The sequence below is a fragment of the Novosphingobium sp. BL-A-28-Hi1-0D genome, assembly GCF_055521755.1.
The window spans coordinates 507,673-533,900 of record NZ_CM145502.1; the positions used below are offsets into that span (position 1 = coordinate 507,673).

Annotated in this window: 33 protein-coding genes; 16 read left to right on the forward strand and 17 right to left on the reverse strand. The window is 64.6% G+C overall.

What is annotated here, in order from left to right; all coding sequences use genetic code 11:
* Position 1 precedes the first annotated feature (1 nt).
* Together truA and fmt are read right to left on the reverse strand one after the other, a co-directional pair.
* Positions 2 to 754: a tRNA pseudouridine(38-40) synthase TruA gene (truA, locus tag ACZ1JW_RS02550; RefSeq protein ID WP_465126330.1), complete on the reverse strand. Its 753-nt coding sequence runs from the start codon at positions 752 to 754 to the stop codon at positions 2 to 4.
* The gene (gene fmt, locus ACZ1JW_RS02555; protein WP_465141841.1) at positions 751 to 1,656 is read right to left on the reverse strand and encodes a methionyl-tRNA formyltransferase; all 906 of its coding nucleotides are present in this window, start codon (positions 1,654 to 1,656) and stop codon (positions 751 to 753) included. The genes truA and fmt overlap by 4 nt, the downstream gene beginning before the upstream one ends.
* A gap of 52 nt (positions 1,657 to 1,708) precedes the next feature.
* Between fmt and recR the strand changes: the two genes are divergently transcribed.
* From recR to ACZ1JW_RS02575, 4 genes are all read left to right on the forward strand, one after another.
* The gene (gene recR / locus ACZ1JW_RS02560) at positions 1,709 to 2,305 is read left to right on the forward strand and encodes a recombination mediator RecR (RefSeq protein ID WP_465125019.1); all 597 of its coding nucleotides are present in this window, start codon (positions 1,709 to 1,711) and stop codon (positions 2,303 to 2,305) included.
* Positions 2,306 to 2,425: 120 nt separating this feature from the next.
* A complete protein-coding gene (gene def / locus ACZ1JW_RS02565) occupies positions 2,426 to 2,992 on the forward strand; it encodes a peptide deformylase (protein WP_465141842.1) in 567 nt (188 codons plus the stop codon).
* A 452-nt stretch (positions 2,993 to 3,444) separates the two neighbouring features.
* Complete coding sequence (locus ACZ1JW_RS02570; RefSeq protein WP_465141843.1) at positions 3,445 to 4,956, forward strand: DNA recombination protein RmuC; 1,512 nt, start codon at positions 3,445 to 3,447, stop codon at positions 4,954 to 4,956.
* Positions 4,953 to 5,720, forward strand: a complete 768-nt coding sequence (locus ACZ1JW_RS02575; RefSeq protein WP_465141844.1) for a hypothetical protein — start codon at positions 4,953 to 4,955, stop codon at positions 5,718 to 5,720. The genes ACZ1JW_RS02570 and ACZ1JW_RS02575 overlap by 4 nt, the downstream gene beginning before the upstream one ends.
* On the opposite strand, the gene ACZ1JW_RS02580 is transcribed toward ACZ1JW_RS02575, so the two are convergent.
* The 8 genes from ACZ1JW_RS02580 to ACZ1JW_RS02615 form a co-directional block, all read right to left on the reverse strand.
* Positions 5,721 to 6,125, reverse strand: coding sequence for an META domain-containing protein (locus ACZ1JW_RS02580; RefSeq protein ID WP_465141845.1), 405 nt, complete (start codon positions 6,123 to 6,125; stop codon positions 5,721 to 5,723). It abuts the gene before it with no gap.
* Positions 6,126 to 6,176: 51 nt separating this feature from the next.
* On the reverse strand, positions 6,177 to 6,983 hold the full coding sequence (locus ACZ1JW_RS02585) for a TrmH family RNA methyltransferase (protein WP_465125014.1): 807 nt from the start codon (positions 6,981 to 6,983) through the stop codon (positions 6,177 to 6,179).
* A gap of 40 nt (positions 6,984 to 7,023) precedes the next feature.
* Positions 7,024 to 7,320 carry an HPr family phosphocarrier protein gene (locus ACZ1JW_RS02590; protein WP_144902396.1) on the reverse strand — a complete coding sequence of 99 codons (297 nt, stop codon included), beginning with the start codon at positions 7,318 to 7,320 and terminating at the stop codon, positions 7,024 to 7,026.
* A 1-nt stretch (position 7,321) separates the two neighbouring features.
* On the reverse strand, positions 7,322 to 7,726 hold the full coding sequence (locus ACZ1JW_RS02595) for a PTS sugar transporter subunit IIA (protein ID WP_465125013.1): 405 nt from the start codon (positions 7,724 to 7,726) through the stop codon (positions 7,322 to 7,324).
* A 151-nt stretch (positions 7,727 to 7,877) separates the two neighbouring features.
* Positions 7,878 to 8,810, reverse strand: coding sequence for an RNase adapter RapZ (gene rapZ, locus ACZ1JW_RS02600; protein ID WP_465125012.1), 933 nt, complete (start codon positions 8,808 to 8,810; stop codon positions 7,878 to 7,880).
* A gap of 63 nt (positions 8,811 to 8,873) precedes the next feature.
* The gene (locus ACZ1JW_RS02605; protein WP_465125011.1) at positions 8,874 to 9,299 is read right to left on the reverse strand and encodes an HPr kinase/phosphorylase; all 426 of its coding nucleotides are present in this window, start codon (positions 9,297 to 9,299) and stop codon (positions 8,874 to 8,876) included.
* Entirely contained in the window at positions 9,296 to 10,900 is a 1,605-nt protein-coding gene (locus tag ACZ1JW_RS02610) for a sensor histidine kinase (RefSeq protein WP_465142819.1), read from the reverse strand. Before ACZ1JW_RS02610 ends, ACZ1JW_RS02605 begins: the two co-directional genes overlap by 4 nt.
* Positions 10,887 to 11,642 carry a response regulator transcription factor gene (locus ACZ1JW_RS02615; RefSeq protein WP_465126328.1) on the reverse strand — a complete coding sequence of 252 codons (756 nt, stop codon included), beginning with the start codon at positions 11,640 to 11,642 and terminating at the stop codon, positions 10,887 to 10,889. Before ACZ1JW_RS02615 ends, ACZ1JW_RS02610 begins: the two co-directional genes overlap by 14 nt.
* Positions 11,643 to 11,885: 243 nt before the next feature.
* Here ACZ1JW_RS02615 and ACZ1JW_RS02620 point away from each other — a divergent pair, with 243 nt between their 5' ends.
* Entirely contained in the window at positions 11,886 to 13,490 is a 1,605-nt protein-coding gene (locus tag ACZ1JW_RS02620; protein ID WP_465125010.1) for a phosphoenolpyruvate carboxykinase, read from the forward strand.
* A 70-nt stretch (positions 13,491 to 13,560) separates the two neighbouring features.
* Here ACZ1JW_RS02620 and ACZ1JW_RS02625 read toward each other — a convergent pair whose 3' ends face one another.
* Positions 13,561 to 14,403, reverse strand: coding sequence for an N-acetylmuramoyl-L-alanine amidase (locus ACZ1JW_RS02625; RefSeq protein ID WP_465125009.1), 843 nt, complete (start codon positions 14,401 to 14,403; stop codon positions 13,561 to 13,563).
* A 91-nt stretch (positions 14,404 to 14,494) separates the two neighbouring features.
* Positions 14,495 to 15,085, reverse strand: coding sequence for a J domain-containing protein (locus ACZ1JW_RS02630; RefSeq protein WP_465125008.1), 591 nt, complete (start codon positions 15,083 to 15,085; stop codon positions 14,495 to 14,497).
* A gap of 40 nt (positions 15,086 to 15,125) precedes the next feature.
* Between ACZ1JW_RS02630 and ACZ1JW_RS02635 the strand changes: the two genes are divergently transcribed.
* The 5 genes from ACZ1JW_RS02635 to ACZ1JW_RS02655 all read left to right on the forward strand — a co-directional run bounded on the left by ACZ1JW_RS02635 (position 15,126) and on the right by ACZ1JW_RS02655 (position 18,594).
* Entirely contained in the window at positions 15,126 to 15,398 is a 273-nt protein-coding gene (locus ACZ1JW_RS02635; protein ID WP_465125007.1) for a BolA family protein, read from the forward strand.
* Entirely contained in the window at positions 15,391 to 15,840 is a 450-nt protein-coding gene (locus tag ACZ1JW_RS02640; protein ID WP_465141846.1) for an NUDIX hydrolase, read from the forward strand. Before ACZ1JW_RS02635 ends, ACZ1JW_RS02640 begins: the two co-directional genes overlap by 8 nt.
* Positions 15,837 to 16,727 carry a pirin family protein gene (locus ACZ1JW_RS02645; RefSeq protein ID WP_465141847.1) on the forward strand — a complete coding sequence of 297 codons (891 nt, stop codon included), beginning with the start codon at positions 15,837 to 15,839 and terminating at the stop codon, positions 16,725 to 16,727. Before ACZ1JW_RS02640 ends, ACZ1JW_RS02645 begins: the two co-directional genes overlap by 4 nt.
* A 164-nt stretch (positions 16,728 to 16,891) precedes the next feature.
* Positions 16,892 to 17,710 (forward strand): SDR family NAD(P)-dependent oxidoreductase, encoded by an 819-nt coding sequence (locus ACZ1JW_RS02650; protein ID WP_465141848.1) that lies wholly within the window; start codon positions 16,892 to 16,894, stop codon positions 17,708 to 17,710.
* Positions 17,707 to 18,594: an alpha/beta fold hydrolase gene (locus ACZ1JW_RS02655; RefSeq protein WP_465141849.1), complete on the forward strand. Its 888-nt coding sequence runs from the start codon at positions 17,707 to 17,709 to the stop codon at positions 18,592 to 18,594. Before ACZ1JW_RS02650 ends, ACZ1JW_RS02655 begins: the two co-directional genes overlap by 4 nt.
* Here the strand turns inward: ACZ1JW_RS02655 and ACZ1JW_RS02660 are convergent.
* Complete coding sequence (locus tag ACZ1JW_RS02660; protein WP_465141850.1) at positions 18,591 to 19,649, reverse strand: DUF2332 domain-containing protein; 1,059 nt, start codon at positions 19,647 to 19,649, stop codon at positions 18,591 to 18,593. The two genes, ACZ1JW_RS02655 and ACZ1JW_RS02660, sit on opposite strands and share 4 nt — an antisense overlap.
* Positions 19,650 to 19,691: 42 nt before the next feature.
* On the opposite strand from ACZ1JW_RS02660, the gene hisG reads away from it, so the two are divergent.
* From hisG to nusB, 3 genes are read left to right on the forward strand one after another with little or no spacing between them, the layout of a single operon-like run.
* A complete protein-coding gene (gene hisG, locus ACZ1JW_RS02665) occupies positions 19,692 to 20,363 on the forward strand; it encodes an ATP phosphoribosyltransferase (RefSeq protein ID WP_465125001.1) in 672 nt (223 codons plus the stop codon).
* Positions 20,363 to 21,652 (forward strand): histidinol dehydrogenase, encoded by a 1,290-nt coding sequence (gene hisD / locus ACZ1JW_RS02670; RefSeq protein ID WP_465141851.1) that lies wholly within the window; start codon positions 20,363 to 20,365, stop codon positions 21,650 to 21,652. Before hisG ends, hisD begins: the two co-directional genes overlap by 1 nt.
* Positions 21,649 to 22,095, forward strand: a complete 447-nt coding sequence (gene nusB, locus ACZ1JW_RS02675; protein WP_465141852.1) for a transcription antitermination factor NusB — start codon at positions 21,649 to 21,651, stop codon at positions 22,093 to 22,095. Before hisD ends, nusB begins: the two co-directional genes overlap by 4 nt.
* Positions 22,096 to 22,248: 153 nt before the next feature.
* Here nusB and fghA read toward each other — a convergent pair whose 3' ends face one another.
* The 4 genes from fghA to copC form a co-directional block, all read right to left on the reverse strand.
* Positions 22,249 to 23,094 carry an S-formylglutathione hydrolase gene (fghA, locus tag ACZ1JW_RS02680; RefSeq protein WP_465141853.1) on the reverse strand — a complete coding sequence of 282 codons (846 nt, stop codon included), beginning with the start codon at positions 23,092 to 23,094 and terminating at the stop codon, positions 22,249 to 22,251.
* Complete coding sequence (locus ACZ1JW_RS02685) at positions 23,094 to 23,465, reverse strand: VOC family protein (protein ID WP_465124997.1); 372 nt, start codon at positions 23,463 to 23,465, stop codon at positions 23,094 to 23,096. The genes fghA and ACZ1JW_RS02685 overlap by 1 nt, the downstream gene beginning before the upstream one ends.
* Before the next feature lie 98 nt (positions 23,466 to 23,563).
* The gene (copD, locus tag ACZ1JW_RS02690) at positions 23,564 to 24,409 is read right to left on the reverse strand and encodes a copper homeostasis membrane protein CopD (RefSeq protein WP_465141854.1); all 846 of its coding nucleotides are present in this window, start codon (positions 24,407 to 24,409) and stop codon (positions 23,564 to 23,566) included.
* Between the two features lie 16 nt (positions 24,410 to 24,425).
* Positions 24,426 to 24,803 (reverse strand): copper homeostasis periplasmic binding protein CopC, encoded by a 378-nt coding sequence (copC, locus tag ACZ1JW_RS02695; RefSeq protein WP_465141855.1) that lies wholly within the window; start codon positions 24,801 to 24,803, stop codon positions 24,426 to 24,428.
* Between the two features lie 143 nt (positions 24,804 to 24,946).
* Between copC and ACZ1JW_RS02700 the strand changes: the two genes are divergently transcribed.
* From ACZ1JW_RS02700 to ACZ1JW_RS02710, 3 genes are read left to right on the forward strand one after another with little or no spacing between them, the layout of a single operon-like run.
* Positions 24,947 to 25,204, forward strand: a complete 258-nt coding sequence (locus tag ACZ1JW_RS02700; RefSeq protein WP_465141856.1) for a hypothetical protein — start codon at positions 24,947 to 24,949, stop codon at positions 25,202 to 25,204.
* Positions 25,204 to 25,641 (forward strand): Spy/CpxP family protein refolding chaperone, encoded by a 438-nt coding sequence (locus ACZ1JW_RS02705; protein WP_465141857.1) that lies wholly within the window; start codon positions 25,204 to 25,206, stop codon positions 25,639 to 25,641. Before ACZ1JW_RS02700 ends, ACZ1JW_RS02705 begins: the two co-directional genes overlap by 1 nt.
* A gap of 4 nt (positions 25,642 to 25,645) precedes the next feature.
* Positions 25,646 to 26,212, forward strand: coding sequence for an RNA polymerase sigma factor (locus tag ACZ1JW_RS02710; RefSeq protein ID WP_465141858.1), 567 nt, complete (start codon positions 25,646 to 25,648; stop codon positions 26,210 to 26,212).
* Positions 26,213 to 26,228: the final 16 nt, after the last annotated feature.

Here is a 26,228-nt window from a genome sequence, read left to right on the forward strand (position 1 = left end):
TTTACTCTCCGGGATATGTTGCCCGGACGAAGTATAGACCTTCCGACGGCGCGTTAAGTCCTAATTTGCTACGGTCTTTTGCCGCGAGGGCATGGCCCACCTGCGCCACGCTCCACATCCCCTGCCCGACCAGCGCGAGGCACCCGACCATCGAGCGCACCTGATGGTGCAGGAAGCTGCGCGCGGCCGCTTCGATGATCACCCGGTCACCCTCGCGCCGCACTTCCAGACGGTCGAGCGTCTTGACCGGGCTGGCCGACTGGCAATGCACGGAGCGGAACGTTGTGAAATCGTGGAGGCCTACCAGCGCCTGCGCGGCTTCGTGCATGGCTTCGTGATCGAGCGGCTTTGCGATCCGCCACGCCTTGCCAAGATCAAGCGTCAGCGGCGAGCGCCGGTTGATGATGCGGTACTCATAGGCGCGGCCTGTGCAGGAAAACCGGGCGTGCCAGTCCTCTGCCACTTCGACGCAATCCAGCACCGCAATCGGATGCCCCGCGATCCGCAGCCGCGCATTGACCGCCTCCATCATGCGAAAAGGATCGAATTCTCGCGAAAGATCGAAATGCGCCCTCATCCCCAGCGCATGGACGCCGGTATCCGTCCGCCCCGCCGCATGGACGACAACCGCTTCGCCAATGACGGACTCGACCGCCTCCTCAATCGCCTGCTGTACGCTGGGCCCATGCGATTGGCGCTGGAAGCCCATGTAAGGACTGCCGTCCCATTCGAGAGTAAGCGCAAAACGCATCAGTCCAGCCGTGTCCCCGCCGCAATTGCGCGCCCGCGCAGAAGCGATGCCGCATCCATCGCCGGGCGCCCTGCACGCTGAACGATTGTCGGACGGATTGCCCCGCTGCCACAGGCGATGGTGAGCGCGTCGTCCAGCGTCACACCCGCCACGCCGCTCGCCTCGACAATATCCGCTGCCAGCACGCGATAACGCTCCCCCTCAAGCTCGAAGAACGCCCCCGGCGACGGCGCAAAGGCCCGCACCTGACGCTCGACGTCCACGGCGTCGCGGGTGAAGTCCAGACGGCTCTCCGCCTTGTCGATCTTGTGGGCATAAGTAACGCCCTCTTCCGGCTGCACCTCGGGCGGATAGTTTGCAAGGTCCGCCAGCACCTGCACCATCAGCGCTGCGCCCTTGGCGGCCAGTTCCACAGTCAGTTCGCCCGCCGTCTTGCCATCGACCGGCGTTTCCACCTTGGCCAGCATGGGCCCGGTGTCGAGGCCACGCTCCATCTGCATGATGGTAACGCCGGTCATCTCGTCACCTGCAAGGATCGCCCGCTGCACCGGCGCCGCGCCACGCCAACGCGGCAGGATCGAGCCGTGGACGTTGAGGCATCCCAACTTCGGTGCATCCAGCACCGCCTGCGGCAGGATCAACCCATAAGCGGCCACCGCCGCCACGTCGGCCCCAAGCGCGGCGAGCGCAGCCTGTTCATCCGCCCCTTTCAGTGAAACCGGCGTACGCACTTCGATGCCATGCGCCTCGGCCGCCAGATGCACCGGCGAGGGCTGCAGCTTCTTGCCACGCCCCGCAGGACGCGGCGGCTGGCTGTAGGTCGCGACGACCTCGTGCCCAGCAGCGACCAGCGCTTCCAGTGTCGGCACCGCGAAATCGGGCGTCCCCATGAAGATGATGCGCATAAGCTGTCTGCAAGGCCTTCCGTTTGTCGCCCCCGGCCCTATCTGTGCTGCCATGGCATCGCAAGAGATCGAGGCACTTTCCGGCGCACTGGCGCGCCTTCCCGGGCTCGGCCCCCGCTCGGCCCGCCGCGCCGTGCTGTGGCTGATCAAGCGGCGCGAGACAGCACTGCCGCAACTTCTGGCCGCCTTGACCCAAGTCCAGGACCTGCTGGTGGAATGCCAGACTTGCGGCAATGTCGACACCACCAACCCCTGCGGCATCTGCACCGACCCGCGCCGCGACCAGCGGTCGATCTGCGTGGTCGAGGAAGTGGCCGACCTGTGGGCGCTTGACCGTGCCCGTCTGTTCACCGGCAAGTACCACGTTCTGGGCGGCAGGCTTTCAGCGCTTGAAGGCGTACGCCCTGAAGACCTGACCATCGGTCAGTTGCTCGACCGGGTGAGCCAGGGCGGGATCGACGAAGTGGTGCTTGCAATGAACGCCACGCTCGAAGGCCAGACCACCGCGCATTACATTGCCGAACGGCTGGAGGACGCACCTGTCCGCGTCACGCAGCTCGCACACGGCCTGCCGGTCGGCGGCGAACTTGATTATCTTGATGAGGGCACGTTGGCGCAAGCGCTACGCGCGAGAAGGCCGGTAGCCTAACCGGCAGAAAAACGCTTTCATCCCCCCTCCCGCAGGCGGGAGGGGCTGGGGGTGGGCATCCAGCGCCAGCACCAAAGCACCACACTTGCGGCTCCCCCACACATTCCTTATCTGCCCTCCATGGCCATCCGCGAAATCATCGAAGTCCCCGACCCGCGCCTGAAGCAGGTCTCCGTCCCCGTCGAGAAGTTCGACGACGAGCTCAAAACGCTTGTCGAGGACATGTTCGAGACAATGTACGATGCTCCCGGCATCGGCCTCGCCGCGATTCAGGTGGGCGTGCCGCTGCGCGTGCTGGTAATCGATCTGCAGCCCGATGACCCCGAGGTCGAACCCGTCGCCTGCGATCACGATGGCCACCACCATCATCACCAGCCGACCAAGAAGGAACCGCGGGTCTTCATCAACCCCGAGATTCTCGATCCGTCCGAAGAGCACAGCCTCTATCAGGAAGGCTGCCTCTCTGTCCCCGAGATCTACGCCGAGGTCGAACGCCCCGCCCGCATCCGCGCCCGCTGGCAGGACCTCGAGGGCAACACGCACGAAGAGGACATGGACGGCCTGATGGCCACCTGCCTCCAGCACGAGATGGACCACCTCGAAGGCATCCTCTTCATCGACCACCTCTCGCGCCTGAAGCGCAGCATGGCGCTGAAGAAGCTCGAGAAGCTGCGCAAGGTGGCGTGAGGATTGTTGCGGACAAAACCCTTGCGTTCCCGCTCTGTTCATTTATTCTAGCCCGACATCGGCCACAAAATGGGCGGCTGATGTCGAATTAGGAATCGCTAGTTTCTGATTGCAACAAATCCTCTTCCGGCAAATCGTTGCCCTCCTAACGGAGCACGCGCGCAAGCCTGATAAATGGCAGTCATTTACCGCGACGACTGGTTTGGCCCACCACCACAGTCGGAGAGACGCCGTGAGAAATCGGCTATTTTCGCTGTGCTGGCAATTCGACGGTGTCCATTGGCTGATTTTGTCAGCACATGGAGGCATTCTCGCTTTCTCAATCCATGGATTTGAAAGTGAAGATGCAGCACTTCTCGACCTTCAAAGATATATTTGAAGGCCAACCAGACACAGCGGTCGGCGGGGTTTAACTCCGCCGACACCTGTGGAAGCATCCGAGATTCCAAACGATGGAAGCTGCTCTTGCTGTAATCACACTTGTTGTCGGATTCGCCGTCGGCTGGTTCTTCGGCTCGCGCCCCGTGGCTGAATGGCGCGCGCGGCATGATCAGCGCGATGCCGAAGCGAAGGCCCACGAAGGCACGGTCAAGGCGATGACGGTGGACCTTGCCGCCACGGCAGAGCGCACCAAAGGACTGGAAGCGAGCCTTGCCGAACTGCAGGACGTCCGCCGCCAGCGCGACGAGCTGGCCCCGGCACTAGCCGCCGCCCGCCAGAGTGCCGCCGATGCCGAGGTCGTCCGCGCCGAACTCGCCCGCGTGCGCGATGATCGCGAGGCTTTGCGCGCCGAGCTCGAACGGCTCAAGGCCGATGCCGAAAACTTTGCCGAACAGAAGCGCCTGCTGATTGAGGCGCAGGAAGCGCTGCGCAAGGAATTCGAGAACGCGGGCAACAAGGTTCTGGAAAAGGCGCAGGAAACCTTCCTCGCCCGCGCGCAGTCGCGCTTCGAGGAAAGCGAGAAGACCAGTGCCGAGCGGCTCAAGTCCCTGCTCGCCCCGGTCGACCAGCGGTTGAAGAGCTATGAAGAACAGGTCCAGAGCCTCGAAAAGCAGCGCGTTGATTCATTCGGCCAGCTGACCGGCCTGATCCAGTCGATGCGCGACGGGCAGGAAGCCGTCCGCGCCGCCGCTGCCCAGCTTGGCAACAGCTTGCGCAACGGCCCCAAGACGCGCGGCCGCTGGGGCGAACTGCAGCTGCGCAACGTGCTCGAACAGTGCGGCCTTGCCGAACATACCGATTTCGTGACCGAGCATTCGGTAGAGACCGACGAAGGACGGTTGCGCCCCGATGCCATTGTCCGCGTGCCTGGCAACAAGCTGCTGGTGATCGACGCCAAGGTATCCTTGAACGCCTATCAGGATGCCTTCGAGGCCGAGGACGACGATACCCGCAAGATCGCGCTCAACGCCCATGTCCAGTCGATGCGAAACCATATCCAGACGCTCGGCGCCAAGTCCTACCAGTCGCAGTTCGAGGAAGCACCGGACTACGTGCTGATGTTCGTCCCCGGTGAACACTTCATCGCCGCCGCCCTGGAACGTGACCCGACGTTGTGGGACTTCGCCTTCGAACGCCGCGTGCTCTTGGCTAGCCCGACGAACCTCGTCGCCATTGCCCGCACGGTGGCGCAAGTCTGGCGGCAGGACGGCCTGGCGCGCGAGGCGCGCGAAATCGGCAAGATGGGCGGCGAGCTTTATGATCGGCTTGCTGTCGCCGCGGAACACCTCAAGCGCGTCGGCAACGGGCTCGACAGTGCGGTTTCCAATTACAACAAGTTCGTCGGCAGCTTCGAACGTAACGTGCTTTCCGCAGGCCGTCGCCTGAAGGACAAGCACATCGAAATCGGCAAGCGCGAGTTGGAGGAGGTGCCGCTCGTCGAAGCAGCCCCACGTTATGCTGAGGCGGAACCGGCAGCATTGGCACAGACTGCCAATGACGAAGGAGACGTTACGGCGGAATGACGGTCAGCTTCGTCCCGCATCTGCTTGCCTTCGCCGCAGTGACGGTGCTGGCGGGTTGCGGGAGCGAGCCCCAGGCCTCGGCCAGTTCGCCTGCGCACGACAAGGCGGCAGCAAAACCAGTCGAAACGCCTCTGCCAACCAGCGAACCGGTTCCTGCACCAAGCGATCCTGCCCCCGTCGCATCAGCGACCTCGGACGCCGTCAGTTACGCCCCTCGCGATGATTGTGCCAAGGAACCGGGATGGCCCGCATTCCGCAATGCATTGGCGAGCGCCATCAAGAGTCGCGATGCACAAGCGCTGGCCAAGCTTGCCACGCCTGACATCGCGCTCGACTACGGCGGCGGCAATGGCCCTGCCGAACTGATCAAGCGTCTGAACGATCCCGAAGCGAAACTCTGGCAGGAGCTTGACGCCATCCTGCCGCTCGGATGTGCGGTGCAGGGCGGGCTCGCGGCCATGCCATGGGTGTTCTGGAACGTGCCTGAAGACATCGACAGCTATAGCGCCATGCTTGTGCTCGGCGATGATACGCCGCTGCTGGACAAGGCGGGCGGAAAGCCGATTGTCATGGCAGGTTGGACCATTGTGGGCATAGATCCGATGGACTTCGACACCGATGCCAAGGCCACGCGCGTGACCGCGCATGACGGGCACAAGGGATGGATCGAAACGCGCAAGTTGCGCAGCCTGCTCGACTATCGCCTGATTGCGGAGCCAAAGGACGGCCAATGGCAGATCACCGCCTTCATCGCAGGCGATTGATCAGCCCTCGGAAAGCTCCAGATCGAGCGCGTGTCCGCCCGAAACCAGGCGCAGGGTGGAGCCGCTGCGGCGCATTTCCGGCGCGGCGGAAAGCAGCGCGTTGACCGCCTCTTCCTGCTGCCAGACCGGACCTTCGCAAAACATCCTCGTGGCCATGAGAGGCCCGGCAATCAGCCGGTTGCCTTCGACGCGGTAGTCTCCGCCAATGCCATTGCAGCCCACATTGGCGCTCAGCCGTTCATCCTCGAACTTCAGGCTTGCGCGGCCGGGCGCGACTGGCGCTGCTCCGTCCACACGGGTGATGATCCAGTTCGTTCCGGCCAGCCCTGCGCTGCCCGATGGCGCGGTGGCGCATCCGGCAAGAAGTGCCGTGGACATCGCGATCAGGGCCAGAACGTTGCGCATGAAGGGACGATGCGCCTGTGCGACTGAGCGTGGGATTAACCGGCAGATCCGTTATCGTTCATCAAGCGTGGCAAGCACTTCGTAAGCCAGCACTGCGCCTGCCACGGCAGCATTCAGACTGTCTGCCCGGCCCTTCATCGGCATCGTCACGCGCAAGTCGCAAGCCATCTCGTAGTCCTCAGGCAGCCCGCGCGATTCGTTGCCGACCATGATGAAGCACGGAGCCGCGTAAGGGGCACCGCGATAGGGCACAGCCTCGCGCAGGGACGCCGCCACCAGTTGCCCCTCGCCCTCGCGCAGCCAGCCGATGAATTCGTCCCACCGCGCCTGTGCCAACCGCTCGGTGAAGATCGCGCCCATGCTCGCCCGAACAGCCTCGACCGAGAACGGATCGACGCAATCGTCGATCAGGATCAGCCCTCCAGCCCCAACTGCATCGGCAGTCCGAAGCATCGTACCGAGATTGCCCGGATCGCGCATTGCGTGGGCGACCAGCCAGACCGGCGCGGCATTGCGGTCGATAAGTCGTATCGAGGTGTCCCACTCGGCAAACACCCCCGCCACAGCCTGAGGGTTTTCCTTGCCGGTCACTTTAGAGAGAATGTCGAGCGGCAGTTCGATCACCTCACCACCGCTGCGCACCACGTCTGCCTCAAGCTCGTCGAGCAGCGGATGCCCCTCGCGCCCTTGCGCCATCAGCAGTATCTCGGGCAACCGACCGCCCTCACGCGCATCCGTCAGCAGGCGCAGGCCTTCCGCCAGGAACTTGTGCTCGCGCCGCCGGTGCTTCTTCTCGCGCAGGCTGCGGACGAACTTTACCGTCGGGTTGGAGTAACCGGTGATGATCTTGCGCGTCATGCCGCTCCCATGGGGCAGAGCGGTGTGCGCGGCAAGGGGATCAATCCTCGCCGAAGCCGTCCTTGATCAGCCCGGTCAGCTTCATCAGGATCGCATCGGCCTCGCCTTCAGGCCCCGCAACGACGACGTCCACCGTATCGCCCTTGGCCGCGCCGAGCATCATCAGGCCGAGGATGGAACCCCCGGCAGCGTCCGTCCCGTCCTTTGCCACCGTCACATCAAAGCCATCGGGCAGCTTGGCGACTGCATTCACGAACTTTGCGCTGGCCCGCGCATGGAGGCCGCGCTGGTTGACGATCGTCACCGTTTCGCGGGTGACGTAACCCTGTTCTGCCATCTCACGCGTCCTGTCCCAGAAACTCGGAAGCGATCGTTATGTAGTTCCGCCCCGCATCGCGCGCAGCGGCTGTCGCTTCCTTGACGCCCATGCAATTGCGAGCCTTGGCCAGACGGATCAGCATGGGCAGGTTGATCCCGGCAATCACTTCGATGCGTCCCGCCTGCATCAGCGAGATCGCGAGGTTGGAGGGCGTCCCACCGAACAGGTCGGTCAGGATGATCACGCCCTCGCCGCTGTCGACGCGCTTGATGGCGTCGGCGATTTCCTTCCGGCGCTTCTCCATGTCGTCGTTGGGGCCGATGCAGACGCCGATCACGTCGCTTTGTCGACCGACGACATGCTCCATCGCATGGATGAACTCGTCGGCAAGAGCGCCGTGGGTAACCAGAATGAGACCGATCATGTAAGGGGCAGGCTCCGAAGTGCGGCCGGACACTGTGCGCTATCCGCGATGAACGCGAGATTTGCGCAAGTGCGGGGCACGCAAGACGACTGGGAATCGAAATGCATGGCTTCCAGTGCTGCCCCGCCCAATGGTGTTCTTCCCCGCTTGATCAATGCTTCTGGCCCTCAAGCAGGTCAGCCGCACGTGATGCGAGGTTGCGATGCAGCAATGTGGGTGAAAATCCCGCCTCGCGCAAGGCGGAAGCGATCTGCTCGGCCATGAACACCGAACGGTGCCGCCCGCCGGTGCAGCCGAAGGCGACGTGGACATAGGCCTTTCCCTGCGCCTGGTAGCGCGGAAGCAGGAGCAACAGGAGGTCGTGAATCCGGTCAAAAGCCTCGGAAAATGCCGGATCCTGCCGGATATAATCCCCCACAGGTGCGTCCTGTCCGGTCTGCGGACGCAGGTCGTCCACCCAGTGCGGATTTGCCAGAAACCGCATGTCGAACACGAGGTCGGCAAGGGGCGGGGTGCCGCGCGAAAAGCCGAAACTGCTGATCGTCAGCGTCGTCGGCGCAGGGGTTTCCTCGCCGAACTGCGCGCGAATCGCCTGCTGCAGATCGTTCGCGGTGAAGCTGGTGGTGGAGATGACCAGGTCCGCCCAGCGCCGCAGCGGCTCGAGCAGTTCGCGCTCGGCGGCAATGCCAGTGGCCGCCGGCTTGTCCTCGCTCATCGGGTGGCGGCGACGGGTCTCGTTGTAACGCCGCTCCAGTTCCGCCCCACCGCAGTCCAGAAACAAGGTCGTGACCTGCAGATCCTTGCGCTGCGACAGCTTCTTGACGAGCTGGATCGTCCGCGCCGGATCGAAGCCTCGGGTGCGCGTATCGAAGCCGATCGCCATGGGCGTGCCGGCTTCCATCCGCGCCGAGCCCGGTTCGGTCTCGAGCAGGCGGTCAAGCAGACGGATCGGGAAGTTGTCGACCGCTTCCCAGCCAAGGTCCTCGAGCGTGCGCAGCGCAGTCGTCTTGCCCGCCCCGAGCAAGCCGGTGACGAGAAGGATGCGCTGCGGGCCAGAATCCGAGAGGCTTGAGTCTTGCGCCATTGCCCGTTTGCTTTGCGCCTTTGCAGCGCGGTTGGAAAGTCCGCAGAAAGGCCGTGTCCCCAATCAGGAAGTCGTCAACCCATAACGGTCAAGCGCCAGTTCAGTTCGAAGCGCAAGCACTGGGCTATCGGGCCAAAGCCGAACCTGCGGCAGGACAACGCCATCGATCTCGAGCACATCGGCGGCCTCGATGAAGCGCGGGGCTTCGCGATCAAGCAGAACCGCGAGCGCTACCGGAACAGGGGCAGACACTGGGAATTCGAGCAGACCGAGATTGCGCACTTCCAGCTTGCCCGTGATGTTCGGATGGGGCGCGGCGAACACTTGTCCTGCCCGCACCTCGATCATGACTCCGTCGTCGCCCACAAGCATGGCGCCGCGGTCGATCAAGGCCAGCGCGAGGCTCGACTTGCCGATGCCCGAGGGTCCGCAAATCAGCACGCCTCGCCCGCCAATCGCGACGCAACTTGCCTGCAGAGGACGGCTCATTCCTCGTCCTCCTCTATCGCCAGTGGCAGGCTGAGCAGGACATAGGCACCCGCCCTGCCATCAGGCCGGTCATGGATGGTCAGCGTGCCGTCGTGCGCCTCGGCAATGGTGCGGGCAATTGCCAGGCCCAGACCACTGTGCGCGCCGAACGCCTCCTCTGCCGGGCGGACCGAATGAAACCGCTCGAACACTTTCTCGCGCTCGACCACCGGAACGCCGGGGCCCTCGTCGGCCACGGCGATATGCGCGCTGTCCGCGTCCCCCCAGACTGTGAGGTCCACCACCCCGCCCGGCGGCGAAAACGATACGGCGTTGTCGAGAAGGTTTTCGAGGACGCGTTCCAACCGCGCAGCGTCGCCGGGTACGATCGTAAGGCCGCCATTGCGCCGGAGCCTGATCGGCGCGGCAGGGTTTGCCCGCACGTCGCGCGCGCCAACGACCTGGGAGGCGAGTCCGGCAAGATCGACCGGCTCAAACGTTGCACGGCTGAGTTCGGCGTCGATGCGGCTGGCATCGGCGATCTCGGTGATCAGGCGGTCGATCCGCTGCACGTCATGCGCTGCGATGTCGGATAGCTGCCGCCGCAACGCCGGATCGTCGACCCGCTCCATCGTTTCAAGCGCGCTCGACAATGACGCCAGCGGATTCTTGAGCTCGTGCGCAACATCGGCGGCAAAGGTCTCAACCGCGTCTATGCGCTGACGCAGCGCCGTGGTCATGTCCGAGACCGCGCGGGCAAGCAGGCCGATCTCGTCACCACGATCCGGCAGGCGCGGCACGACCACCTCGCGCTCACGCCCAAGCCGCACGCGCACGGCGGCACGCACCAGTGCCCGCAGCGGCTGGACGATGGTCCGCGCAAGGAACAGCGAGAGCTGCACCGACAGCAGCAGCGCGATGCCGATGATGATCACCAGCGTCTGGCGTGCATCACGCACCGATTGCGTCACGTCGAGTGCGTTGCGCAGGGTCAGCAGCACCTCGCCCTTGTCGCCAACCGGCGTGGCCGCCGTTATCACGGGCGTGCGGTCAGGCGCATAGCGCAGGAACACTTCGGTGCGGCGCGATGTCCGCGCAGCCTTGATCTCCGGCCAGCTACCCGCGGGCAGTTCGGACGTATCGCTGTAGCGCTCCACCGTCGGCGCGTTGACGATGAAGTCTACCCCGCGGTCGAGCAATCGGGCAGCCTTCTGGTACCAGGGCTCGCTCTCGGGATCGATCAGCGCGAACGAGGGCGGCGCCAGCGCAAAGCTGTCTGCCTGCAACCGACTTTCGGCGTCATAGAGGCGCAGGCGCAGGACCTGGTCGGTGCCGATCCGCGCAATCAGCTCCTTGCGCTGCGCCATGCTTGCCCCATCGAGTGCATCGGCGGCGATCTCCGCTTCGGCCCGCGCCAGCTTGAAGCGTTCCTCGATCAGTTGGGCGCGGTAGCTGTCGAGATAGAAGAAGCCGCCCGCAAGCAATGCCAGCGCAATAACGTTCACGAAGAGAATGCGGGTGGTGAGGGAGACGCCGCGAATGCGCCACAGCTGCCTCAGCCGCCGCCGCCCGGAGCCGCCGGTGCTCCTCGCTACCGGGGTTGCAGAGTCACTCGTCGGCAAAACTGTAGCCTGCACCGTAGAGCGTTTCGATCGCACCGAAGCGAGGGTCCACCGCACGGAATTTGCGGCGCAGACGCTTGATGTGGCTGTCGATGGTACGGTCATCGACGAAGACATCGTCATGATAGGCCGCGTCCATCAGCTGGTTGCGCGTCTTGACCACACCCGGCCGTATCGCGAGCGCTTCGAGAATCATGAACTCGGTAACCGTCAATGAAACCGCCTCGCCATCCCACGTCACGGCATGGCGTGCCGGGTCCATGACGAGGCGGCCGCGCCGGATCGGCTCGGGCAAAGGCTCGCCGTCCGGCTCCTGCTCCTCGGCCTCTCGCCGGACGATATCGCTGCGGCGCAGTATGGCCTTGATGCGCGCAACCAGCAGGCGCTGGCTGAAGGGCTTGGCGATGTAGTCGTCCGCGCCCATCGACAGGCCCAACGCCTCATCGGCCTCGTCGTCCTTGCTGGTCAGGAAGATGACCGGGAGATCGCTTTTCTCGCGCAGGCGACGGAGCAGTTCGAGCCCGTCCATGCGGGGCATCTTGATATCGCACACCGCAAGATCGGGCGGATTGTCGAGCAGCGCCTTCAGCGCCGTGTCGCCATCATTGTAGAGCCGCGTCGCAAAACCCTCAGTCTGCAGGGCAATCGAAACAGTTGTTAGTATGTTGCGATCGTCGTCGACCAGCGCGATCGTGCGCGGGGCAGCGATGGCGTCGGTGCGTGGCGATTGCGGGCTGACCATGGTTTCGAGCGATACCGACCCTGCACAGACCTTGCAACTTCCGGGACAGAATGCGCTGCGCCGCAGCATTTTCCAGTTGCACAGGATGCAACTGAGTGCGCAAAAAAACTTCGTTGCAGCGTGTCATTTGACGCAGCAAAGCGGGGTGACTATGCGCAGATCGAGAATCAGCGCATTCGTATTCGCAATCCGTGCGCGAAGGGACAAATTCCTGTCCGGAGCGCCGCCAACGGGAGGCCCGACGTGTCCGATACCAGCCTGAACGTGTCCCTTGCCAGCCAGGGCTTCCCTGAACCGGCGGAACTGTTCGCCAACCTCGGCACTGCGCCACTGGTCGAGCATGCGGTCCGCAATGGCGAAGGCCTGCTTTGCGTCGACGGTCCGCTCGTGGTCGAAACCGGCAAGCACACGGGCCGCTCGGCCAAGGACAAGTTCATCGTCCGCGATGCCGAGACCGAGAACACCGTGTGGTGGGGCAAGACCAACGTCGCGATGACGCCTGAGCACTTCGCCAACCTCAAGGCCGATTTCATCGCCGCACTGGGCGGCAAGGACCGCCTCTACGTGGCTGACCTGTTCGGCGGCTCGCAGCCCGAACATCGCGTCAATGTGCGCGTGATCAACGAATTCGCCTGGCACAACCTGTTCATCCGCACGCTGCTGGTTCGTCCGACCACCGAAGAGCTCGCTTCGTTCGTGCCCGAATACACCATCATCGACCTGCCGAGCTTCCGCGCCGATCCGGAACGCCATGGCAGCCGCAGCGAAACCGTGGTCGCGGTCAACTTCACTGAGAAGCTGATCCTGATCGGCGGCACCGCCTACGCCGGCGAGATGAAGAAGTCGGTCTTCGGCATCCTCAACTACCTGCTGCCGGTCAAGGGCGTCATGCCGATGCACTGCTCGGCCAACGTCGGCCCCGATGGCAAGACCGCCGTGTTCTTCGGTCTCTCGGGCACCGGCAAGACCACGCTTTCGGCTGACGCTTCGCGCACGCTGATCGGTGACGACGAGCATGGCTGGTCCGACACCGCCGTGTTCAACTTCGAAGGCGGCTGCTACGCCAAGATGATCCGCCTCTCGGCCGAGGCCGAACCCGAAATCTTCGCCACGACCAAGCGTTTCGGCACCGTGCTCGAAAACGTCGTGATCGACCCCGTCACCCGCACGATCGACCTCGACGACAACAGCCTCGCTGAAAACAGCCGCGGTTCCTACCCGATCGACTTCATCCCGAACTGCTCGGAGAAGAACCTCGGCCCGGTCCCGGCCAACCTGATCTTCCTCACCGCCGACGCCTATGGCGTGCTGCCTCCGATCGCGCGCCTCACGCCCGATCAGGCAATGTATCACTTCCTCTCGGGTTACACCGCCCGCGTCGCCGGTACCGAAATCGGCGTGACCGAGCCGGAAGCCACCTTCTCGACCTGCTTCGGCGCGCCGTTCATGCCGCGCCACCCGTCGGTCTATGGCAACCTCCTCAAGGAGCGCATCGCCAAGGGCGGCGTAAAGTGCTGGCTGGTCAACACTGGCTGGTCGGGCGGCAAGGCCACGCAGGAAGGCATCAAGCGCATGCCGATCAAGGCCACCCGCGCTCTGCTCAATGCCGCGCTCGATGGCAGCCTCAACAGCGCGACCTTCAAGAAGGACGCGAACTTCGGCTTCGAAGTTCCGGTTGAAGTTCCGGGCGTCGACACCAAGCTCCTCGATCCGCGCGGCGCCTGGGCCGATGGCGAGGAATACGACAAGACTGCGCAGGAACTCGTGCGCAAGTTCGTCGACAACTTCCAGCAGTTTGCCGAGCACGTCGACCAGTCGGTCCGCGATGCGGCTCCGGTCGCGGCCTGATTGCCGCCTGACCATTGCTGAAACGCTGCGGGGCTCCTTCGGGAGCCCCGTTTCGTTTCAGGCCTGCCGATCAGTCAAGATCAACGTAGTGCCCGTGGACCCACCCGGTCTTGCTCGGCTTGCCCGCCGCATCGAGCACGGTCACCTCCAGCCATGAACCGTTGGCACCGATTGGCAGAACCTTGGTGCCGTCGGCCAGCAACTGCACCACGGCGTTGTTCGTGCCCGGGCCACTGCGCAGATTGAGCCCGCCGGGCGAGCGGATCACGCCCGTGTTCGGGCCGTCGTCATCCCGTCCGCCAAGCACGCGCTGGCGGAACCGCACCATGTCGAAGGCCGGACCCGGATCGGACTTGCGCACCGGGGCGATATCGTCATGCCCGACGATCTCGGCAATCGGATAGACAGCGCGCAAAGCCCGCACCAGCGCCACGGTCGCTTCGAACTGCGCATCGGGATAGGCCTCCCAGCCAATCGGCGTGCGCGAGCCATCGGGGTTGCCATTGCGGTGCACGGCCATGACCACATTGTCGACCCTTTGCCCTGCTGCATTGCACCAGCCATTGGCCCCGCCGCGCAGGGCGCCCCAGTTGGCGATCTCGATGCCGATGGAGTGCTTGTTGAGCCCGACGATGTCGCGCCAGGTCGACTTGCCCGCATGCCACGCCACTTCGCCGAAGTTCACGCACTGGATGATCGTGCCGTCCCGGTCGATCACCACATGGGCAGACGAATTGGTGTTGTCCTTGCTCGCAAACCAGTTGGCCGATGACGCCGCCGATCCGCCCGCGGTGAAATGGATCACCACAATCTTCGGAGGCGCAGGGAATGCCCCGCCGGTGTTTTTAGAGCGGATCTGCCGCACCGGATTGTTGCTGTCGGCAAGAATCCCGTTCTTGATCGAGTAAGCCATACCCCACGCCTCCATCGCCGTCTGACGGGAGCATCCTACGTAAATCCACGCAGGAATCTGTGTGAGACATCACCAGACCGGCGCGAAAAGCTCAGGCGAAGAGTGCGCTGTCCTTGAGCAGGTTGTAGGCCTCGACCACTTCCTGCAGTCGCCCCTCATGCGTGCGATCGCCGCCGTTGCGGTCGGGATGGTACTTGCGCACCAGTTCGGAGTAACTCCGCCGCAGCTGCCGCCTGTCGGCATCATAGGCAAGGTGCAACGCGTCATAGGCCTTGCGCTCGTCCGGACTGATCCCGCGCCGCGCCGCCTCGGCAGCCTTCTGGTGATCGGCCCGCCGCGCGCTCGCTCGCCGGGCAATGGCTTCCAGCGGATCGTCGAAGTCCGCCCAGCGCGGCGCCTGATCGATCCCCGCATCGGCACGGAACGCCCGCGTCTCGCGCTCCCAGCCTGCCAGCGGCGATTGCGCCTTGAGGATTTCCTCAGGCGTCATCCCGGCAAAGAAATCGTAGCCCGAATTGAACTGGCGCACATGATCGAGGCAGAACCAGCGATAGTCGCCCGGCCCGTCGAATCCGGACGAGCGCACGCCCGGCGCGCGGAATTCGCCCGGCTCGTCGCAGCCGGGGGCATTGCAGATACGCCCCGTACCCTGGACGCGACCGTGGAACTTGTCATTTCGCATGTGCTGTCCACATGGCGATGAAGTCGCTAGAAGAAAAGCCATGACCGGACCAATCGCACAGGAAATCGAACGGCTTCTGACCGAAGCCCTCACCCCCACCCACCTCGCCGTGATCAACGACAGCGCCAGCCACTCGGGCCACATGGGCGACGATGGCACCGGCGAATCGCACTTCACTGTCGAGATCGAAAGCGCGGCCTTCACCGGACAATCGCGCCTCAACCGTCAGCGCATGGTCAACAAGGCGCTAGGCGACCTCCCCGGCCAGCGCGTCCACGCCCTCGCGATCAAGGCCAAAGCCCCAGGTGAGTAATCCGCGCCGCATCCGCCGCGCGGCCCGCATCCTCCTGCTCGACGAGCAAGACCGCCTCCTCCTCATCCGCTTCGCCCCGGCGGACCGTCGCCCGTTCTGGTGCGGCGTCGGCGGTGAATGCGATCCGGGCGAAGAGTTCCACGTCGCTGCGGTACGCGAACTGTTCGAAGAGACCGGTCTCGTGGTGGACAGCTGCGGCCCCGAACTGGCCCGCCGAGCAGACGATTACCTGACGCTCGAAGGCGAACCGATCACTTCGGACGAACGCTTCTTCCGCGTCCGCACGACCAGCTTTACGCCCGACACTTCCGGCCACACCCAGATCGAGCGCGAACTTATCAAGGAATTTCGCTGGTTTACCCGCGCAGAACTGGCAGACTGGCATGAACCGGTGTTCCCGGTGAACCTGCTTGAACTGCTCGATCTCGAGGCTGAGGCATGACCGATCCGATCATCCAGACCATCACCCCCGTCGCCCACGATCTCGGCGCTTTCGAGGTCCGCCGCGCCATCCCCTCGCGCCAGCGCACGATGATCGGCCCGTTCATCTTTGTCGACCAGTTCGGCCCCGCGCACTTGCCCGCAGGTTCAGCGATGGACGTGCGCCCCCACCCGCACATCAACCTCGCCACCGTGACGTGGCTGTTTGAAGGCGCGATCGACCACCGCGACAGCCTCGGCTCCTTCGCCACGATCCGCCCCGGCCAGGTCAACCTGATGACCGCAGGCAGCGGCATCGTCCATTCGGAGCGTTCGCCCGAAACCGAGCGTCCCGGCGGCCCGCACCTCTACGGCATGCAGACCTGGCTCGCCCTGCCCGATGGCAAGGAGGAAATCGCCCCCGCCTTTGAACAGGTCACCGCCCTGCCGCTGGTCGAGGACGTCTGCGTCAGCGCCCGCGTGATCATGGGCACCCTCTGGGGCCAGACCGCGCCGACCACCCAGCACGCCGCCACGATCTACGCCGAGATACTCCTCGCGCCGGGCGGCTCCCTGCCCATCGACGCAGAGGCGGACGAACGTGCCGTCATGCTCGTCGGCGGCGAAGCCAGCATCGACGGACATACCCTCGCCCTCTACGACCTCGTCGTCCTCGCCCCCGGCGCCGTCCTGAAACTCCAATCCGAAACCGGCGGCCGCGTGATGCTCATGGGCGGCGAATCCTTCACCACCAAACGCCACGTCTGGTGGAACTTCGTCAGCTCCAGCCGCGACCGCATCAACCAGGCCAAGGCAGACTGGCAGGAAGGCCGCTTTCCGAAAGTGCCGGGGGACGAGGCAGAGTTCATCCCGCTGCCCAAGGTGGCCACGACAGTAAGCTATCCTTGAGATTCAAACCGCGTGGTTCCCCCACTTATCGTTTCGTCATTGCTTCACTTCGCTTGCAAGCACGACGCCAAGACAGATCATCACCCCTTCCCTATCCCGCCAAACCCTGACACCATGCCCTTAATGGGTCGGTTAAGACCTGATCCTTTGGGGAGAGCAGGCGAATGGCGTTTTCTGGGCAAGTCGTGTGGATCACCGGAGCGTCGTCGGGCATCGGCGCGGCACTGGCACGGGCGCTTTCGGCACAAGGGGCGCAGCTGATCCTGTCAGGACGCAATGAAGCTGCACTCCGCGAAGTCGCGGCGCAATGCGGTGAGGCGCTCGTCCTGCCCTTCGAGGCGACCGATTATGAAGCCGCCGCCCGTGCTGCCAATCAGGCGTGGGGCTGGAAGGGCCATGTCGACATGCTGGTCAACAACGCCGGCATCTCGCAGCGCTCGCTTGCGGTGGACACTGCCTTCCCCGTCTACGAACGAATTGTCGCGGTCGATCTGCTGGCCCCCATCGCTCTGACGCAGGCTCTGCTGCCACGTATGGCTGCGCGCAAGTCCGGGCGGATCGTCATGGTCTCGAGCATCGCCGGCAAGGTCGGCTCTCCGATGCGGACGGGCTACAGCGCAGCCAAGTTCGGGCTGTTCGGCTATTCCGATGCCTTGCGCGCGGAAGTCGCAGGCCTCGGCATCCAGGTCCACGTGATAGCTCCCGGCTCGATCCGCACCGACGTTTCGCGCAACGCCATCACCGCTGACGGATCGCGGCGCGGGATCAGCGATGCGGTGATCGAGAAGGGCCTCGATCCCGACGTGGCCGCGCGCCAGATGCTCGACGCCATCGCTGCGGGCGAACGCGAAATCATTATGGGCGAGGGCATGGAACGGGAAATCGGCGAACTGCGCCGCACACCCGATGCCCTGCACGATCGCATGGCCGAGGTCGTCGCGGCAGGCTATGCTCAGAGGATGAACGAGGGAGCCCCTGAATGACTGAACTGCAACGCGTTACGCTCGCAAGCGGCATCGAACTCGATGTGCTGGACATCGGGCCGAAAGAGGCTCCCACCCTGATCTTCCTTCACGGCTTCCCCGAAAGCCATCGCACCTGGCGCCACCAGATCGCGCACCTTTCCTCCCGCTTCCGTTGCATCGCGCCCGACCAGCGCGGCTATCGCGGCTCGTCCAAGCCGGAGGGAGTCGAAAACTATACGCCCGACAAGCTGATCGGCGATATTTTCCAGCTCGCCGATGCACTGGGCGTCCAGCAGTTCACCATTCTCGGTCATGACTGGGGTGGCGCAATCGCCTGGGGCGTCGCCCTGCTTGGCCAGGGCACGCGCGTCACCCGCGCCGTCATCGCCAATGCCCCTCACCCGGTGATCTTCCCACGCCTGCTCTGGACCGACCGCCAGCAGCGCGAGGCGAGCCAATACATGCGCGCCTTCCGCGACACCGCCAACGACGCCATGGTGCGCGAACACGGCCTCGGCGCACTCCTGGCCCAGGCGCTCAGATGGGAGCGTGCGCCCACCATGGAGGAGGAAGAGCGGGCCGCCCTGTTCAAGGACTGGTCGAATCCCGATGCCGCCATCGCCATGCTCAACTGGTATCGCGCCAGCCCCATGGCGGTCCCGCCGATGGACGCGCCTTTCGCACTGCCCGAAGGTTATCAGGATGCTCCGGTGCCACCGCTGCAGATCCCGACGCTGGTGATCTGGGCGATGGACGACATGGCCCTGCCGCCGTGCAACCTCGATGGCATGGACAAGCTGGTGACCAATCTTACCCTCGAAAAAGTCCACGATTGCGGCCACTTCGTGCCTTGGGAAGCGCCAGATGCGGTCAACGCAGCGCTCGACCGTTTTCTGGGCTAGCTCCCGAACCACTCCACCCAGGCACCATGGGCGTGTGCGGTGCCGAGCAGCACCGGCTCCGCGCCGTCCGGCCAGTAGCGCACCGTCAGTTCGTGGCGGAAAGTCTGGCGATTGGTTTCCAGCATGACCCAAGCCAGCCGCCTCGAGGCATCGGCCCTGGCGCCCGCCTGGGCCAGTTCGGCTTCGATCCGCGCACGGGTTTCGGGCGGAAGGTATTGCCAGACGATCGAATGGAAGAACACGCGGGTGGTGTTTTCCTCCTGCGCCGCGGCGATGCGCTCGGCAACGAAATCTGCCGCATCCATCTGCACCAGATCGGGTGCCTTCTGCCCCGCCAGCGCAATCGCCGCATCGATCCGCCCGATCCGCTCGGTCACTTCGGCCCAGACATAGGACTTCAGACGCAGCGCCTGTTCCGGATCGGCAAGGTTCATCGGCGCGCGGTCACACCCGCGAATGGCGGTGATCTCAACCGGCGCTTGCGGAGGCGGAGGCCCGCGCCACTCCGGCACGATCCGCATCGGCGAATCCACAGGCCCCGCCGTCGTCCCGCCAAGGTCGAAGAAGAACCGCTCCATCATCGTGTTGACGCCAGCACTCGCGCCAAGCTCGTTGAGTTCGAAGCGCGGTCCCACTTTGCCCGAGAGCCACAGCAACGCCGCCATGATCGAGGCCGAGCGCCCCGCCTCGTTGGTCTGCGGCGGACCATCGAGCCATGGCAGGAGGTCCGCGTCATGGTCTTGCGTCACAGCCAAGACCAGCGCGTCCACTTCGGCCTGATCGGTCACCTCGCCGCGATAGACCGGCTCCAGCCGGCGGTCCTTTCCGGTCAGCACAAGGTTGTGATGTCCGCCCGAAAGCCGCAGCGGCAACGCGTCCTCAAGCGGCCTTCCCGGCCACGCTGCGATTCGCTTGCCGACCTCGGTCGCGCCATCCAGCAGCCGCAATTGCGCCCGCACCACCCGGCCTGTGCAGGGCGCACCATTGTTCGTGGCATGATCCGCCTGCCATTCTATGGCCTTTGCGACCTCTTCGATCTCTATGATCGGGTTCATTCGGTTGCCCTTTGCGCCGTGCTGCCATAAGGGCGGCGGGTTATGTCCACCGCCGCACCGCTCGTTTTCGCCCTGCCCAAGGGCCGCATCCTCGACGAGGCCCTGCCTCTGCTCGAGAAGGCCGGGATCGTGCCCGAGGCCGATTTCTTTAACAAGGCCTCGCGCGCCCTCTCCTTCGCCACCAACCGGCCAGACGTGAAGATCATCCGCGTCCGCGCTTTCGACGTGGCGACCTTCGTGGCGCATGGGGCGGCGCATGCGGGCATCGTAGGGTCGGACGTGATCGACGAATTCGATTACGCAGACCTCTATGCGCCGGTCGATCTCGACATCGGACACTGCCGTCTGTCGGTCGCCGAACCGGTAGAGTTGGTGGAGAGTTGTGCCTCTGCCCGCGAGAGTCATGCCAGAGTTGCCACCAAGTACCCGAACCTGACACGCCGCCACTTCGAGAAGCTTGGCGTGCAGGCAGAGGTCGTAAAACTCAATGGTGCCATGGAGTTGGCCCCCTCTCTGGGCCTTGCCAGCCGCATTGTTGACCTCGTATCGACGGGGCGGACGCTCAAGGAGAATGGTCTGGTCGAAACCAGCCAGATCCTCCCCGTCTCGGCCCGCCTGATCGTCAACCGCGCCGCCCTGAAGACCGACAGCGCCCGCCTCGGCGCGCTGGTCGATGCCTTCCGCGAGATGGTCGCTGCAAGGAAGGCCGCCTGATGCTGCGCCTGAAATCCAGCGAACCCGGCTTCGCCAAGGCCTTCGCCCGCCTCGTCAAGGACCGCCGCGAGAGCGACGAGAACGTCGCGCGTGATGTGCAGACGATCATTGAGGACGTGCGCCTGCGCGGAGATGAGGCCTTGGCCGAATATACCGCCAAGTTTGACGGCCACTCGCCCGCCGACGAAGATTGGCGAATTTCGCCAGAGGCTTGCCGCGAGGCGTTCGACGCGCTCAAGCCCGATCTGCGCGCCGCGCTCGAACTCGCCGCCCAGCGCATCCGCGATTACCACCAGGCGCAACTGCCTGAAAACCGGGACTATACCGACGAAGCTGGGATGCGCCTTGGTGCGCGGTGGAGTGCGGTGGATGGCGCGGGGCTTTATGTTCCGGGCGGACGTGCGGCCTATCCCTCGTCGCTGCTGATGAACGCCATTCCGGCCAAGGTTGCGGGCGTGGAACGGCTCGTCGTCGTCACCCCGACGCCCAAGGGTGAGGCCAATCCGCTGGTTCTGGCCGCCGCGCACCTTGCCGGAGCCGACGAAGTCTGGCGCGTGGGCGGGGCGCAGGCCGTGGCGGCGCTTGCCTATGGAACCAAGCGGATAAAGCCGGTCGACGTGATCACCGGCCCCGGCAATGCCTGGGTGGCCGAAGCCAAGCGCCAGCTCTTCGGCATTGTCGGCATCGACATGGTGGCAGGGCCTTCCGAAATCCTCGTGATTGCGGATGCAAAGAACGACCCGCAGTGGATCGCCGCCGACCTGCTCAGCCAGGCCGAGCATGATCCGGTGGCCCAGTCGATCCTCATCACCGACGATGCGGCCTTTGCCGATCAGGTGGCGGACATGGTCGGCGTCGAGATCGCGATGTTGCCGACGGCCAAGGTCGCCAAGGCCAGCTGGGACGATTACGGCGTGATCATCGTCGTGGATTCGCTCGACGAAGCCCCCGCGCTTGCCAATGCGCTGGCCGCAGAACACGTCGAGATCGCGACCGACAGTCCGCAGGCGCTGTTCGACAAGATCCGCCATGCAGGCTCCGTTTTCCTCGGCCGCATGACCCCCGAAGCGGTCGGTGACTACGTTGCCGGACCGAACCACGTCCTGCCCACCGGGCGCCGCGCGCGCTTTTCCTCGGGCCTTTCCGTTCTGGATTTCATGAAACGCACCAGCTTTATCGAGGCGACTGACGCCGCGCTTGCCGCCGTCGGCCCCGCCGCCATTGCCCTTGCCGAGGCCGAGGGGCTTGCGGCCCACGCCCGGTCCATCGAAGTGAGGCTCGGGCTATGACGCAGATATCGGGCAAGGCCCGCGCCGCCTCGCGGCTTGCCGCCGTGCAGGCGCTCTACCAGGTCGACATGGAGCAGACGCCGCTGACCGTCCTGCTCGACGAATTCCACCAGCACCGGCTGGGCGCTGAGATCGAAGAGGTGGAATACCTCAAGGCCGATGTCGTCTTCTTCGACGACGTCGTGAAGGGCGTCGACGCGCGTCGCAACGAGATCGACCTGATGCTCTCGGCCAAGCTTGCCAAGGGCTGGTCGCTCGCCCGCCTCGACAAGACCATGCTGCAGATCCTGCGCGCCGGGTCCTACGAATTGATGGCGCGCAAGGATGTGGCCGTGGCAACAGTGATCACCGAGTATGTCGACGTGGCCCACGCCTTCTTCGAGGAGCGCGAGGCGAAGTTCGTCAACGGCGTGCTCGATGCCGTGGCGAAGGATGTGCGGTAGGTTGAGAATCCTCCCTGTTTTCGCGGAGCGCAAACGGGGAGGTGGCATTCGCGGCAGCGAATGACGGAGGGGTGGCAGCCTCTCCACCCCCAGCTTCGCTGGCGGTCCCCCTCCCCGATTGTCCTTACGGAAAATCAGGGAGGATCTTGGACCTTACAACCGCTCCGCGTGCCAGCGGATGTGGTCGTCCATGAAGGTCGAGATGAAGTTGTAGCTGTGGTCGTAGCCCGGCTGCAGGCGCAGCGTCAGGTCTATGCCTGCAGCCTTGCAGGCGGCATCGAGCAGTTCGGGGCGGAGCTGTTCGGCCAGGAAGCCGTCGGCAGCGCCCTGATCGACCAGCACTGGGCCCGCAGGCCGCTTGCCGTCTTCGATCAGCGCCACGGCATCGTGCCTGCGCCATGCCGCACGATCATCACCAAGATACCCGCCGAGCGCCTTGTGGCCCCATGGGACCTGCCCCGGCGCAACGATTGGCGCGAAGGCGGATAGCGACTTGAACTTCTCGGGATAAGTAAGGCCCAGCGTCAGCGCCCCATGGCCGCCCATCGAGTGGCCGGTGATACCCATGCGTTCCAGATCGACCGGGAAGTTTGCGCCCAACAGTGCGGGCAACTCCTCGGCGATATAGTCCCACATGCGATAGTGCTGCGCGAAGGGCTCCTGCGTGGCGTTCACATAGAACCCTGCGCCAAGGCCGAAGTCATAGGCAGCATCCGGATCATCGGCCACACCCTCGCCGCGCGGCGAGGTGTCGGGCGCGACGAAGACGATGCCGAGTTCGGCACAGGCCTTGCGGTATTCGCCCTTGTCGGTGACGTTCGCGTGGGTGCAGGTGAGGCCTGAGAGGTACACCAGCACCGGCAATCTTGCGCCCGCCTCAGCCTGTGGGGGCAGGAAGACCGAAAAGGTCATTCCCGTCCCCGTAGCAGCGGACTCATGCTTGTAGACGCCCAGCGTTCCGCCATGCGCCTTTGACGTAGAGACCGTTTCGAGTGTCATCAGGCGATTATGTCCAGCGCACAGAGCTTGTTGCCAGCTGGATCGCGCAGGTAGGCGAGGTAGTAGGGCGAACCTTCACGCGGTCCCGGCGGATCTTCGCAAGCCGTGCCACCGTTGGCGACGCCCGCAGCGTGCCAGGCGTTGGCCTGTTCCGGGTTCATGCGGAAACCGATGGTGCCGCCATTCGCGCCGCAAGCCGGTTCGCCATTGATCGGCTGGGTGACGATGAACAGCCCGCCGTTGTGCTGATAGATCAGTCGCCCCTTGGGGTCGGTGATGGCTTCCGGGCCACCGAAGGCGGCGAACGTGGCGTCGTAGAACTTCTTGGCGGCGGCGATATCATCAGCGCCCACCATCACGTGGCTGAACATAAGCTCTCTCCCGTAGTCAGGTTGTAGCGCACAGAGAGCTAAGCCAATGGCCCGCGCGGTCAAGCGTCCGGACGGGAATTCTTTGTTGCCATTTGGCCTCAGGCTGCAGGATCAAGCAGACCGAGCAGCGCGACCGCGCCCACCACGCCCAACCCTGCGGCGAATTCGAGCGCGAGCGAGATGCGCAGGCGGACGACCGCGCCGGGCTCATTGCGATCGAGCGCTGGAACGATCCGCCAGCGATTACCAGCAGCCAGCCCCAGCATGAGCACGAACAGAGACAGCTTTACCGCCAGCACGCTGAACCAGCGCGCTTCCAGCATCTTCGGCCACCCGGCGATGGCGAGCGTATTGAGTAGACCGCTCAGGACCAGAACCGCGACGAGCATGCTGCCCGTGCGGGCAAACCGCGTCAGCGCCGCGATGTCGGGACCGATCCGTGAGAATGCCGAGACGAGAAAGGTTGCAAGCGCCGCCAGCCAGCTGGCAGCGGCAAGCAGGTGGAAGACGTCGGCGATGCGGTGAATCGGAACTTCACTCGCTCCGGCATGGCCGGTCCATGCCATAGAACACAATGCCACCGCGCCGCACAAGGCAAGCAGCGGCAATCTCAACCGGCGCAAGGGGAGGAAGCTGGCGGCTATTACGCCTGCCAGAGCCGTCAGCCGCCATTCCATGACCTCGCCGAGCGGTGTCTGAGCGAGCACGACCTCGGCCGTGGCCTGATCGAGCTGATCTAGCCCGATACCTGCCATGGCTGCCACGCTTTCCAGCGCCCACCATGCCGAAGCCAGCGCCGCCGCCAATGCCAGCAGGGCAAGGGAGATACGGGCACGGAGCGTCAGCGCCTGACCCGCCGCGAGGCCGTGCAGAGGCAAGCCTGCCACAAGCAGCAGCGCGAGATACGCCACCGCCCGCGAGGCGATCAGGCCAGTCGTTTCCACGCCCCCTCAGGCCCGGTCAGCGTACGGTGAAGGCGTACTGACCCTCGATGCGATGCTGGTCCGCAGCTACTGCATGCCACTTGAGGTTGTAGGTTCCGGCAGGAAGAGCGCGCGGCAGGGTAACGGTCAGGACCTTGCCCGAAGCGGCCGTCTTGAAACCCTTGATGGGCATCGGCGCGTGGTTCGCCATGCCGGGCATTCCGGTCATGACAAGTTCGATTCCCGAGAGCGGGCCGACGAGTTCTTCGGAGAAAGTCAGGGTCAGCTTGGTCGGCTTGGCCACTGCCGTGTTTGCCGCGGGATTGGCCGAGAGCAGCTTGGGGTGCGCGAAGGCGGCACCGGGTAGAGCCAGCATGGCAAGGGCGGGAGCGGCAAGAAGCGCGAGACGGCGCATGGCAAGTCCTTTCGGGTTGGGATCTGCAAGGTGATACGCAAGGCCTGCGGTCATCCCTCAAGCCATAGCGCAAAATTTGTCTTGAGGGATTCGCTCGAACCTTGCGTAATGGGAATCGCGTGGAAAAAGGAACACAGCCAGCGATGGCCGATATCGATGAACTTCTCGGCGCCTTGGCAAACAAGGCAATGCCCGCTTCGCTTGGCGCCATCGATGATTGCGTGATGCGAGGCCTTGCCGAGCGGCGCGAGAACGCTGCTGCGCGGCGCGGGATGATCATGGCGGTGGGCATCGCGGCCTTCGTCGGCATCGCAGGGTCGGTGGCCCCCTCCGCCCCGGCGCAGGCCGAGCCGCTGTTCGGGGTGCCTTCGGGCGCGCCGTCGCACTTGCTGGCAGACTGATGGGAGGGGCCTTGCGCTATGTGCTGGTGGCAGTGGTCTCTGCTGCCGTTGCGCTTGCTGCCAGCCATTTAGCCCGCGGGTTCATGCCGATCCATCACGGCAGCGAACTGCACCAGTTGATGCACGACCGGCTTGACCTGTCGGCGCAGCAGAAGCAGCAGATCGACAAGCTGGAAGCCGATTTTGCTGGCAAGCGCCGCGCCCTTGACGAACGTCTGCGGGCCTCGAACGCCGATCTCGCCCGGGCAATCGAAAGCGAGCACCAGATCGGCCCCAAGGTGACCGGCGCGGTCGATGCCTCCCACATGGCGATGGGTGAGCTGCAGAAGGCGACGCTGGCGCACGTGTTTGCCATGCGTGGCGTGCTGACCCCTGCCCAGCAGACCATCTTCGACCGCGAGATCGCCCGCGCCCTTACCGCACCCGACCACCGCTGAACCGGTGACGGGGAACGACGCGTCAGGGGAGAGTGACCCGCAACTGGTCGCAAGCGCGCTGGCCGGACGTCAGACCGCCTATGCCGTCCTGATGGCTCGGCACCGCGAGGCGGTGTTCCGGCTGGCCCGCCATCACACCGGGGACGAAGGCGAAGCGCTCGACGTGACGCAGGAGGCCTTCATCGCCGCATTTGCATCACTCGCAAAGTTCGACGCTGCCCGTCCGTTCCGCGCCTGGATCATGCGCATCGCGGTGAACAAATGTCGCGACTGGGCGCGCCGTCGCGCGGTGCGGCGACTATTCCGCATGGCACGCCCGATCGAAGACGCATTCGACGTGGCCGATCAGGGGCTCGACCCGGAAGCCGAAGCGATCTCGCGGCGGGAGCTAGCGCGGGTTTCGGCGGCAGTTGCGGCGCTACCAGCGAATCTGAAGGATCCGCTGATCCTCTGCCGCCTCGAAGGCATGAGCATGAGCGAGGCCGCCGAGGTGCTCGGACTGACGGAAAAGGCGGTGGAGACCCGGATTTACCGGGCGCGGCAGAAATTGTCGGAAATGCTTGAGGGGTAGCGGCTTTTCCTGCGTA